This window comes from Streptomyces sp. URMC 123 (assembly GCF_051386515.1).
Classification (GTDB): domain Bacteria; phylum Actinomycetota; class Actinomycetes; order Streptomycetales; family Streptomycetaceae; genus Streptomyces.
In genome coordinates, this window is sequence record NZ_JBPQTV010000204.1 from 1 (window position 1) to 11,368 (window position 11,368).

Here is an 11,368-nt window from a genome sequence, read left to right on the forward strand (position 1 = left end):
AAGGGCGTGCGGCCCTCCCACGCCGGCGCGCTCGTCGTGGTCCGTTCGCCGGCCGGGGCCCCCCCCTCGCCCGTCTCATCGCCGGTCCCTGACCCCGATCAAGAGGTGAAGTGAATCACAGCGGCGGACTGTCACGGTTCGCCGCCTCGGGGTGTCTCATGAACGTCCGACGAAAGGAGCCGGGTGTTCATGACGGAGTGTCGATGTGCGAGGGCGCGGTGGGCGCGGTGGGTGGAGCATGGCTGAGGACGCCTTCACCGAGCACCGTCCGCTGCTGTTCACCATCGCCTACGAGATGCTGGGCAGCGCCGCCGACGCCGAGGACGTACTGCAGGAGAGCTATCTGCGGTGGAGCGCCGTCGACCCGGCCACCGTCGAGCATCCGCGCGCGTACCTGGTCCGGGTGGTGACCCGTCAGGCCCTCAACCACCTGCGCACCGTCAAGGCCCGGCGCGAGGAGTACGTCGGCACCTGGCTGCCCGAGCCGATCCTCACCGCGCCCGACGTGAGCGACGACGCGATCCTCGCCGAGTCCGTGTCGATGGCCATGATGCTCGTGCTGGAGACGCTGAACCCGACCGAGCGCGCGGTGTTCGTGCTGCACGACGTGTTCGGCTACCCGCACGGGGAGATCGCCGCCTCGATCGGCAAGAGCGAGGTCACCGTCCGGCAGATCGCGCACCGCGCCCGCCGGCACGTCCACGCGCGGCGCCGCCGCTTCGAGCCCGACTCCCAGGCCGCGTGGGAGATCGTCCAGCGGTTCCTGTTCGCGGCGACGACCGGCGAGGTCGAGTCGCTGATGGACCTGTTGGCGCCGGACGTCGTGCAGTTCTCCGACGGCGGCGGGAAGGTGGTCGCGGCCCGCCGCCCGCTCACGGGCCGCGCCGAGGTTCTCCGGTTCGTCCTCGGCATGGCCGGCGCCATCGCCGCGACGCACATCGAGCGCGCCACCTACAACGGCATGCCGGCGGCACGGTTCCTCACCGACGGCGAACTCGACTGGCTGGTCGCCTTCGAGATCGACGAGGGACGGATCACCGCCCTCTACGGCATGCGCAACCCGGACAAACTCCGTACCGCCGATGCGGTGCGCACACTCGACCGAGGAGGTCACCCGCTGTGGAAACCATGACCGTCGAACGCGTCGTCCACGCCCCGATCGACGAGGTGTTCGCCTGGCTCACCACGACCACCCACTACACGAGCTCGCCCCTGGTGGTGCGCTGCCGCCTGGCCAGGCACGGCGAGGGCGCGCCCTACGGGGTCGGCGCGGTGCGCCACCACCTCTGGCTGATCGGCTGGTTCCGGGAGCGCATCACCCACTACGACCCGCCGTACGCGACCGACTACGTCGTCGAGCGCAGCCTGCCGCCGGCCCGGCACGACATCGGCAAGATGACGTTCACCGAGGTCGACGGAGGCACGCTGGTCCGCTGGACCACCCGCGCCGAGATCCCCGTCCCCCTCCTCGGCCCGTTCCTCACCCGCCGCCTCGCCCGCCCGATCATCACCCGCACCTTCCGCAACATCCTCGACACGGCCGACACCGTCCTGACCCGGCGCCCCCGGCCGGAAACGGACATGGCGCGGTACAACTCCCGTTGAGGTCGAGTTTCCGATGAGCCGTGCTGCCAAGGCGGGATGCGGCATCAGGCGGAACTATTGTTGGGTCGTGGCCTTCCGCGCCGCCGCGGGAGGCCCTACGATCCCGACTCATGTCCCCGCCTTCGTCGGAACCTGTGCGGAGCTCCCCGACCGCGGACGCGGCCGCCCTCTTCGGGCAGAGGCTGCAGCGCCTGGTCGACCTGGTCCTCCCGGACGGCCGGAGGCGCTACACCGACGCGGAGATCGCCGCCTATGTCGGGGTCACAGCGCAGTACGTCAGCAAGCTCCGTAAGGGCCGCTCCATTCCCAACGCGCAAAAGGCGTTGCGCCTGGCCGAGTTCTTCGAGATCAACGGCATCGAGTACTTCCTCCGGCCCGATGAGCACCCATCTGTCCGCGCTGTCGAGCGCCGTTTGCGTTCGCTCCAGGCGCGGCGTGCGGGTGCCCCGCCGGCGAGGGAGCAGGCCGGGCGGAGCGGCGGGGAGCGGGAGCCCGACGCGGACGCCCTTTGGGCCAAGCTCCAGGCGGACCATCGCGTGGAGCAGATCTGCATGCGGGCCAAGCGGCTGACTCCCGAAGGGCAGGCGGCCGTGCTGGCCATTGTCGATCAGATCCTGGGAACGACCGACCCCGCACTCCCCGAGGGTGAGGCATAGGCCGACGTGTTCCGGCGGAGGGGACAGGGATGTGTCAGAGCCGAACCGCAGCCAGGGGAGTGCCGTGAACGTGAGGAGAATGCGGCGCCTGTGCGCCGAACTGCTGCAAAGCTCGGGGTTACGGGGGCCCGCCACACCGAATGACCTGTTCACCGCCCTGTGCGCGGCCATGAGCAAGCGTCACGGACGGCCGGTGACGCACCGGCTCGTCCCCTTCCCGCCACGGACCGTCAGTGGGCTGTGGGTGGCCACGGACACCCGACACCTCATCCTCTGCGAGGCGAACACCGTACCGGATCACCAATTGGTGATACTCGGCCACGAGTTCTGGCACCTCGAGGCACACCAAGCGAATCCGGCGGCGCTGGACATCACCGAGGCGTCCAGGTTGTTCGCGCCGAACCTCGACGCGGCCGTCGTCGAACGCGTCGCCACACGCGTAGCGGCCCGCACCGACTACTGCGAGGACGAGGAGACGGAGGCGGAGCTGTTCGGCTCCCTGCTGGGCGCGAAGGCCCGCCGACGCCTGCCGAGCGATCGGATCGTCGACCCGGCGGGTGGCGTGCCGGAGTCCGCCGTGGCCCTCGTGCGCCGCCTGGAGGTATCGCTGGCGAACCGGCCGCAGGCGCCCGGCCATGAGTGACGCGATATATCTGCTGCCCGCCTCGGCCACGGCGATCGCCTTCTGCTGCAAGGTGCCGACGCTGTTCCGAGCGCCACGTAACCCACTGCTCCGCTCGGTGTGTGCCGTACTCCTGTTGAGCACATGCACCTTCTTCTTCGCCAGTCCCAGCATTATCGGCGTGGTCAACCGGGTCTCCGGTGTGGCCAACTTCTCGGTCCCGCTCGTCTATGTCCTTGTGTGCGGCCTCAGCGCCGCCTCACTGGTCCTGGTCGTCCATTGGCGCGGTGGCTCCGCGCGGCGGAGGCGGAGAGTCGCCCGCGGCTGGATGGTGGGGTACACCCTCATCGGTCTCGCCCTGATCACGCTCTTCGCTCTGGGGGACGCGCCTCAGGAGCGCCGGGTGGATTTCGACACCTACTACGCCACCACGCCGTTCATGCGCGAACTGATCGTGCTCTACCTGCTGGGACAGGCCGCCGCGACAGTAGCCGTCATGATTCTGTGCCTGCGCTGGTCCCGCCAGGTGGCACCCGGGTCCTGGCTGCGGCGGGGCCTGCGGGTCCTCCAGTGCGGATTCCTGCTGAGCTTCGGTTTCGACGCCGCGAAGCTCATCGCCGTCGGGGCGCGCTGGGCACAGACCGACTGGGACGCGCTGAACACTTCGGTCGCCCCTATGGTCGCCGCCATCGCCAGCCTGTTCGTCTCGACGGGCTTCCTTCTCCCCCTGATCGGAGATCGTCTTTCCGTCGCCGCCGACAGGGCGTCCGGCCTGCGCACCCTTGTCGTCCTCAAGCCGCTGTGGCAGGAGATGCGCGCCGCTGCCCCCTCGATCGTCGCTCCCGTGCCCGTGCCCTGGTGGGCCATCGAGTTACGGCTGACCCGCCGTATCGCCGAGATCCACGATGGTCGACTGGCGCTCCGCCCCTACGGGGGAGCAGACGCCGCCGACGCCGCGTACGCCCGGGCTCTCCGCGCGGGCATGCCGGAGATCGAGGCCGAGGCCATCGCCGAAGCGGCCGGGTTGGTGGCGGCGGCGCGGAACAAGGCCGCCGGTTCGGCGCCCCGGGGTACCGAGGCCGTCGCACCCTCGCGGTCCTCGACACGGCTCGAACGGACCACGCTCGTCCGCGTCTCCCGTGCCCTTCGTTCTCCGCTTGTCGCCGCTGCGCGCACGTCCAGTCAGGAGACCACCGTTCATGAGGCAACCCCGTAGCACCCACGCCACCTGTCCTGCGCTCGGCCGATCCGCCTCTCGTTCCGTAGTGCTCGGTGGTGGATTGACCGGGTTGCTCGCCGCGGCCGTGCTCGCGGAGCACGGCGAGGTCACCCTGGTCGAGCGCGACCGGTTCCCGGCGACCGCCGCTCCCCGCAAGGGGCTGCCCCAGGCGCGGCACGCGCATCTGCTGTGGTCCGGAGGGGCCCGCACCATCGAATCGCTGCTTCCGGGCGTCACGGAGGCGTGGCTCGCGGCCGGGGCCCACCGGGTACCGTTGCCGAGCGGCCTGGTGTCCTTGTCCGCACAGGGCTGGCTCCGCCGCTTCCCCGGAACACAATTCCTGTTCGCCTGCTCCCGGGACCTCCTCGACTACTGCGTCGCGAGAGAAACGCTCACACGAGGTGGCATCACCGTACGGGAGCACTGTGAGGTCCTCGGGCTCACGGGCGACGCCCACCGGGTCACCGGCGTACGGGTGCGAGACACCGGAACAGGCGCGTGCGAGCGCCTCGAAGCCCACCTCGTGGTGGACGCCACCGGCCGGGGCTCCGCGGCTCCGCGCTGGCTCGCCGACCTGGGGCTGCCCCCGGTGCGCGAGAAGGTGGTCGACTCCGGGCTCGCCTACGCCACCCGAATCTTCAAGGCTCCTCTCGGCACCGAGAACTATCCAGTGGTCAATGTGCAGTCCGATCCGCGGCAGCCGGTTCCCGGCCGCACGGCGACCCTGGTGCCCATCGAGAACGGCCGCTGGCTGGTCACCCTCTCCGGCACCCGCGGCGGCGAGCCCTCCCGCGACCCCACGGCCTTCGAACCCTTCGCCCGGAGCATCCGGCACCCGCTGGTCGCGGACCTCATCGCCGACGCCGAACCGCTGACCGATGTGTACACCTCGCACAGCACGGCCAACCGGCGGCGCTACTACGAACGCATGCCCGTGTGGCCAAGCGGTTTCGTCGCGCTCGGTGACGCGGTGGCCACGTACAACCCCATTTACGGCCACGGCATGTCGGTTGCCGCTCAGAGCGCCGACGTGCTGCGCGAGGTGGTGTGCGGGCAGGGGCTCGCCGATCCCGCCCTGGCCCGGACCGTCCAGGCGGGCCTGGCCCGCGTCGTCGGCAGCCCGTGGGAGCTGGCCACGGGGCAGGACATCCTCTATCCGGGGTGTATCGGCGAGAAGCCGCCGGCCGCGGCGCGCCTGCTGCGGAGCTACATGGACAGGCTGAGCCGCACCGCCATCAGCCGTCCAGCCGTCACCCGGGCCCTGTTCGACGCCATGACGCTCTCCGCGCCATTGACGTGTCTCCTCTCCCCACGGGTGATGACCGCCGTGCTGCGGGGGCCCACGCACGCCCCCTTGTCGGAACCGCCTCTGATGGCGGCGGAGCGTGTCTCCTCGCCGGATGTCCCGCGCCGCGCGGCCGCCGAGCCGGGCGGGCGGACCGCCGCGTCCCGGGCCCGTGCCGGCGGCGCCTAAAATGAGGGGATCAGCACAAACGTCCCGTGCTCCGCTCGAAGCCGCCCGGCTCCGGGCGGGCCGGGGAGCGCCGCCCGACCCCAGAGGAACCACGCCCCGTGTCACAGAGACGCCAGCAGCCCCCAGCGGAGATCGACGGCGGGCGGGAGAGTCTGCGCGCGGACTGCGGGAACTGCTTCGGGCTGTGCTGCGTCGCCCTGCCCTTCGCCGCGTCGGCGGACTTCGCCATCGACAAGGACGCCGGGCGGCCCTGCCCCAATCTGCGGGAGGACTTCGGCTGCGGCATCCACAGCCGGCTGCGGCAGAAGGGCTTCACCGGCTGCACCGCGTACGACTGCTTCGGCGCCGGCCAGAAGGTGTCGCAGATCACCTTCGGCGGGCGGGACTGGCGGCAGGCCCCCGACACCGCGCGCCTGATGTTCGACGTCTTCCCGATCGTGCGGCACCTCCATGAGCTGCTCTGGTACCTGACCGAGGCGCTGACGCTGGACGCGGCCCGCCCCGTGCACGGCCGGATTCGCCGTGTGCTCGACGCGACGGAAGCCCTCACCCGCCGCGACCCCGAGGCCCTGAAGGAGGTGGACGTCATGGCCCAGCGGCAGGAGGCCAACACCGTGCTGCTGCGCACCAGCGAACTCGTACGCGCCACGGTTCGCCGCAAGGCCAAGGACCGCAGGGGCGCCGACCTCATCGGGGCCGACCTCAAGGGCGTCGACTTCCGGGGCGCCAATCTGCGCGGGGCCTGCCTCATCGCCGCCGATCTCACCGGCGCCGACCTGCGGCAGGCCGATCTGATCGGGGCCGATCTGCGGGACGCCGTCCTCGCCGGCGCGGACCTCGGCGAGAGCATCTTCCTCACCCAGCAGCAGGTCAACGCGGCCAAGGGCGACCTCGCCACCAAGCTGCCGCCCGCGCTCACCCGCCCGGCGCACTGGACGGCGTAGCACCCGGTCCGGCTCACGCGCCCGCCGCCGCGCCCGCCGTGAGCCGGCCGTCGCGCACCTCGACCACCCGGTCGACGGCGGCGAGGTGCGAACGGTCGTGGGTGACCAGCACCGTCGACCGCGCCCCCTGACGCGTGAGGGCCACGAGCAGCTCCAGCACCGCCGCGCCGCGCTCGTGGTCCAGCGCGCTGGTCGGCTCGTCGACCAGCAGGACCGCCGGGTCGTTCATCAGCGCACGGGCGATGTTGAGCCGCTGGCGCTGACCGCCGGAGAGCTGGTGCGGCCGGCGGCCGGCCACGTCCGACAGGCCCACCGCGGCCAGCAGCTCCAGCGCGCGGGACCGCGCCCGCCGCACCCCGCGGCCGGCCAGGTGCGCCATGAGCTGGACCTGCTCCACCGCGGTCAGCGAGGGCAGCAGATGCGGCTGCTGGAACACCATGCCGACCGTGTCCCGCCGCAGCGCGGTCAACGCGCCGCGGCTCATCCCCGTGGTGTCCGTGCCGTTGATGACCACGGTGCCGCTGTCCGGCGTGACCAGGGCGGCGGCGACGGCCAGCAGGCTGGACTTCCCGGAGCCGGAGGGGCCGATCACGGCGGTCACGGTGCCGGCCGGGACCCGTAGGCCCACCCGGTCCAGGGCGGTGAGCCGGCCGGCCCCGTCGGGGTAGGTCAGGGTGACATCGTTCAGTTCGAGGCTCATCGGGCGCTCCCCAGGGCGGTCAGCGGGTCGACGGACGTGATGCGGCGCACGGACAGGGCGGCCCCCACGGCCCCGAGGGCGATCGTGACGAGGGCGGGAGACAGGACGGTGGACGCGTTCAGCACGAACGGAACGGTTCCGTCCGCCAGGGCCGCGCCGACGCCCGCGGCGAGCGCCGTACCCACACCGGTGCCGAGCACGAGCAGGAGGAGCGCCTGGCCGAGCGCGTCCCGCAGCAGATGGGCGGTCGAGGCGCCCAGCGCCTTGAGAACGGCGAGGTCGGCGCCGCGCTGAATGGTCCAGACGGTGAAGAAGGCGCCGATGACCAGGGCGGAGATGGCGAAGAGGAAGCCGCGCATCAGCCGCAGCGAGCCGTTCTCGGCGGCGTACGAGCCGATCGCCGAGAGCGCGTCGTCGACGGTGACGGTGGTGGTGCCCAGCCGGTCGTCGGCGGCCGGCAGCGCGTCGGCGGAGGTGGTCGTCAGGGCGACGACCGTGGCCCGCGCCCCGGACGGAGCCGATGCCCCGGCCGCATCGCCCGGCGCCCCCTGCCCGGCCGGCGCGCCCGGCCCGCCGGACGAGCCCGCCTCCGATCCCGCCGGCGCGCCCGGCCCGTCACCCGGCGCCCCCTGCCAGTCGGCCAGACTCGTCCACACCACCGGCGTATGGCTGTACATCGCGCCACCGGCCACCGCCGCGACCCGTACCCGCCGCCCGCCCAGCGTCAGCGCGTCGCCCGCCCGGGCCCCGAGCTCCTCGGCGGCCTTGCCGGACAGCACCACGGCGCCGTCCGAGACCCGTGCCGCCTCCGGGGCCACGGGCGAACCGGGCCGGACCCCGAAGGCGGACACCGACACCGACGCCCGGCCGGCCCGCGCCCGGGTCATGGCGATGCCCAGCGGCTCCGCCGAGGCCACCCCGGGCACCGCGGCCCACCGCTCCCAGGTGTCCCGGTCCAGCCGCGAATCCGTGAACGACACCTTCTCCCCGTCCGCCGGGGCGGCGAACACCAGGCGGTCGGCGCGCAGCGAGGTGATCGCCGACGTGTTCTCCCGCCCCAGCCCCGCCGTGAGCCCGGACAGCAGCCCGACCAGCAGCGTGATCAACACGATCACGCCGCCCATCAGGGCGAACCGCCCCTTGGCGAATCTCAGGTCCCTCCAGGCGACGAACACGAATCCTGCCTGCCTTCGGTGGTCTCGGTGCCGGACCCGGTGCCCGGCGGCGGGCTCCACCGTCGCCCCGCCGGCCCGCCCCCGGCATCGCACCCGGGTGTGCTTCGCGAAGGACGAAAGGATCACCCGCGCCTCAACCTTTTGATCGATGCCGCACCCGCGCGCCCGCCCTACCCTGGAAAGGCCGTGATGCCCCACTCCCTGACCCCCGCCCTGCGCGTGCTGCGTGCCTGTCTGCACCTGCTGATCGCCGCTCTCCTCGCGCTCGCCGCCGCCCGCGCGGTCACCGACCGGGCCGCCGACGCGCCCCTCGTCCTCACCACCGCGGCCGTCCTGGCCGCCGTGTACGCGATCGGGCCGGCCGTTCTCGCGACCCGCGCGTCCCCGCCGGCCACCGCCCTGTGGCTGACCGCCGTGGTGGCGGTGTGGCTGGTGCTGCTCGCGCTGACGGCGGACGGCGTCTGGCTCGCCTTTCCGCTGTTCTTCGTCCAGCTGCACCTGCTGCCCACCCGCTGGGGGCTCGCCGCCGTCGCGCTCACCACCGCCGCCGCGATCGTGGGCTTCGCCGGCCACACCCGCACCCTCACCTTCGGCACCGTGCTCGGGCCGCTGATCGGCGCGGCGGTGGCCGTCGCCACCGTCCTCGGCTACCAGGCCCTCTACCGGGAGAGCGAGCAGCGCCGCCGGCTGATCGAGGAACTCACCGACACCCGCCAGGAACTGGCCGCCGCCGAGCACCTCGCCGGCGTCCGGGCCGAGCGCGAGCGCCTCGCCCGCGAGATCCACGACACCCTGGCCCAGGGCCTCTCCAGCATCCAGCTCCTGCTGCGCGCCGCCGAGCGGTCCCTGCCCACCCGGCCGGAGACGGCCCTCGACCACGTCCGGCACGCCCGCCGCACCGCGGCCGACAACCTCGCCGAGGCCCGCCGGTTCGTCAGCGCCCTCGCCCCGCCCGACCTGGACAGCGGCTCGCTGCCCGCGGCCCTGGACCGGCTGTGCGCCACCACCGCCGACGCCACCGGCCTCGCCGTCCACTTCCAGGTCTCCGGCACGCCCGGGAACCTGCCCCCCGCCCACGAGACGGCCCTGCTGCGCATCGCCCAGTCCGCCCTCGGCAACGCGGTCCGGCACGCGCGGGCCACCCGCGTCGAGATGACCCTGAGCCACATGGGCAGCGAGGTCGCCCTCGACGTCGTGGACGACGGGTGCGGCTTCCGCGTCGACGAGGTGCCCGAGCCCGGCACGGGCCCCGCGGGCACCGGCTTCGGGCTCGCCGCGATGCGCGCCCGGGTCCGCGCCCTGCACGGCACCCTCGTGATCGAGTCCACCCCGGGGGAGGGCACCGCCCTCGCCGCCACCCTGCCCTGCCCGCCCGCTCCCGACGAACAGGCCAGCGCGTGAGTGAGCCCAGCGACCGCCCCGGCGCGCCCCCGCCCGCGTCGGCGGCCATCCGGCTGCTGCTCGCCGACGACCACACCGTCGTACGGGCCGGGCTGCGCGCCGTCCTGGAGGCCGAGGGCGATCTCGTGGTCGTGGCCGACGCGGCCACCGCCGAGGAAGCCGTCGCCCTCGCCGAGCGGATCGAGGTCGACGTCGTGCTGATGGACCTTCAGTTCCGGGGCGGCGGCATGGGCGGCTCCCAGGCCACCGCCGCCATCACCGCGCGGCCCGGCGCCCCCCGCGTGCTGGTGCTCACCACCTACGACACGGACGCCGACATCCTCGCGGCCATCGAGGCCGGTGCCACCGGCTACCTCCTGAAGGACGCGCCGCCCGAGGAACTCGCCGCCGCCATCCGCACCGCGGCCGCCGGCCGCTCCGCCCTCGCCCCTGCCGTGGCCCTGCGGCTGATGGACCGCATGCGCGAACCCGCCACCACGCTGTCGCGGCGGGAGACCGAGGTCCTCCAGCTCGTTGCCGACGGACTGTCCAACGCCGGGATCAGCAAGCGGCTCTTCCTGAGCCAGGCCACGGTGAAGTCCCACCTCGCGCACATCTACACCAAGTTGGGCGTCGACTCCCGTACGGCGGCGGTCGCCGTCGCCGGCGCGAAGGGCCTCATTCGCCGGTCGTGATGCCGGTCGTGACGTCGGCCGTGACAGCCGTGGCGACGTCGCTGGAGGCGCCGGCGAGGCGCCCGGCGGGGCGGTGGAGGCGGTTGAGTGCCAGATACGTCTGCGTGGCCGCGGCGATCGCGACCAGATCCTCGTCGTTCACCGAGCGCACCACCGTGGCGTGCGGGCCGGCCACGAGGGAGCGCGGCGGGATGTGACGGTCCTGCCCCACCACCGTGCCCGCCGCCACCACGCAGTGCGCGCCGACGCGCGCCCCGTTGAGCAACGTGGCGCCCATTCCGATCAGCACGTCGTGGTCCACCTCGCATCCGTGCAGCACCGCGTTGTGCCCGACGGAGACCCGGGGGCCGATGCGCACCGGCTGTCCCGGGTCGGTGTGCACCACCACGCCGTCCTGGATGTTCGACTCCTCGCCGACAATGATCTCGTCCCCGTCCGCCCGGAGCACCGTGTGGAACCAGACGCCCGCCCGGGCGCCGAGGCGCACCGGTCCCAGCAGCACCGCGGTGGGCGCGACGAACGCCTCCGGATGGATCTCGGGGGAGCGCCCGAGCACGGGGGCGACGAGTGCCCCGCCGTCGCCGGCGGTGACATGGCGGGCGTTGAGCGACATTTCCTGTGACTTCCCGCGCGGCCCTGCGGCAATGCGGGCGTTCACCCGCACGAGGGGCGGAGGGGGAAGATCCGATTCTCCTATCGACCCACCGGGAGGTGGGAAGCGCATTCCGAAAAGGCGCGCCGGAGGCCATCGAATGACGACTTTCGTTCTTTCTCTTCCGTTAAGGTTCGGCATGCGACGGCACCCTTGGCCTGCCGTGGCGGCGTGGATACCTTGGCAGGTGATCTGCCGGAACGTGCGTCAACCGCCCGCCCCGAGACGGGCCCCACGACCCCCGGC

At 72.9% G+C, this 11,368-nt stretch carries 12 protein-coding genes; 9 read left to right on the plus strand and 3 right to left on the minus strand.

Annotated features, from left to right (window positions below):
* Positions 1–238: 238 nt before the first annotated feature.
* The 7 genes from ACSNOD_RS21385 (at position 239) to ACSNOD_RS21415 (ending at position 6,520) form a co-directional block, all read left to right on the plus strand.
* A complete protein-coding gene (locus tag ACSNOD_RS21385; RefSeq protein ID WP_436768610.1) occupies positions 239–1,132 on the plus strand; it encodes an RNA polymerase sigma-70 factor in 894 nt (297 codons plus the stop codon).
* The gene (locus tag ACSNOD_RS21390) at positions 1,120–1,605 is read left to right on the plus strand and encodes an SRPBCC family protein (RefSeq protein WP_436768611.1); all 486 of its coding nucleotides are present in this window, start codon (positions 1,120–1,122) and stop codon (positions 1,603–1,605) included. Before ACSNOD_RS21385 ends, ACSNOD_RS21390 begins: the two co-directional genes overlap by 13 nt.
* Positions 1,606–1,739: 134 nt before the next feature.
* Positions 1,740–2,261, plus strand: coding sequence for a helix-turn-helix domain-containing protein (locus tag ACSNOD_RS21395; RefSeq protein WP_436768612.1), 522 nt, complete (start codon positions 1,740–1,742; stop codon positions 2,259–2,261).
* 169 nt (positions 2,262–2,430) lie between these two features.
* Positions 2,431–2,904, plus strand: coding sequence for a hypothetical protein (locus ACSNOD_RS21400; RefSeq protein WP_436768613.1), 474 nt, complete (start codon positions 2,431–2,433; stop codon positions 2,902–2,904).
* Positions 2,897–4,099 (plus strand): MAB_1171c family putative transporter, encoded by a 1,203-nt coding sequence (locus ACSNOD_RS21405; RefSeq protein WP_436768614.1) that lies wholly within the window; start codon positions 2,897–2,899, stop codon positions 4,097–4,099. The genes ACSNOD_RS21400 and ACSNOD_RS21405 overlap by 8 nt, the downstream gene beginning before the upstream one ends.
* Positions 4,083–5,576 (plus strand): NAD(P)/FAD-dependent oxidoreductase, encoded by a 1,494-nt coding sequence (locus ACSNOD_RS21410; protein WP_436768615.1) that lies wholly within the window; start codon positions 4,083–4,085, stop codon positions 5,574–5,576. Before ACSNOD_RS21405 ends, ACSNOD_RS21410 begins: the two co-directional genes overlap by 17 nt.
* 98 nt (positions 5,577–5,674) lie before the next feature.
* The gene (locus ACSNOD_RS21415) at positions 5,675–6,520 is read left to right on the plus strand and encodes a pentapeptide repeat-containing protein (protein WP_436768616.1); all 846 of its coding nucleotides are present in this window, start codon (positions 5,675–5,677) and stop codon (positions 6,518–6,520) included.
* 13 nt (positions 6,521–6,533) lie between these two features.
* On the opposite strand, the gene ACSNOD_RS21420 is transcribed toward ACSNOD_RS21415, so the two are convergent.
* On the minus strand, positions 6,534–7,220 hold the full coding sequence (locus ACSNOD_RS21420) for an ABC transporter ATP-binding protein (protein ID WP_436768617.1): 687 nt from the start codon (positions 7,218–7,220) through the stop codon (positions 6,534–6,536).
* Positions 7,217–8,395 (minus strand): FtsX-like permease family protein, encoded by a 1,179-nt coding sequence (locus ACSNOD_RS21425; RefSeq protein WP_436768618.1) that lies wholly within the window; start codon positions 8,393–8,395, stop codon positions 7,217–7,219. Before ACSNOD_RS21425 ends, ACSNOD_RS21420 begins: the two co-directional genes overlap by 4 nt.
* A gap of 189 nt (positions 8,396–8,584) precedes the next feature.
* Here ACSNOD_RS21425 and ACSNOD_RS21430 point away from each other — a divergent pair, with 189 nt between their 5' ends.
* Both ACSNOD_RS21430 and ACSNOD_RS21435 read left to right on the plus strand, forming a co-directional pair.
* Positions 8,585–9,796 carry a sensor histidine kinase gene (locus ACSNOD_RS21430; RefSeq protein WP_436768619.1) on the plus strand — a complete coding sequence of 404 codons (1,212 nt, stop codon included), beginning with the start codon at positions 8,585–8,587 and terminating at the stop codon, positions 9,794–9,796.
* Positions 9,793–10,470, plus strand: coding sequence for a response regulator (locus ACSNOD_RS21435; protein WP_436768620.1), 678 nt, complete (start codon positions 9,793–9,795; stop codon positions 10,468–10,470). The genes ACSNOD_RS21430 and ACSNOD_RS21435 overlap by 4 nt, the downstream gene beginning before the upstream one ends.
* On the opposite strand, the gene ACSNOD_RS21440 is transcribed toward ACSNOD_RS21435, so the two are convergent.
* Positions 10,454–11,083: a gamma carbonic anhydrase family protein gene (locus tag ACSNOD_RS21440; RefSeq protein ID WP_436768621.1), complete on the minus strand. Its 630-nt coding sequence runs from the start codon at positions 11,081–11,083 to the stop codon at positions 10,454–10,456. The genes ACSNOD_RS21435 and ACSNOD_RS21440 overlap by 17 nt on opposite strands.
* Positions 11,084–11,368 lie beyond the last annotated feature (285 nt).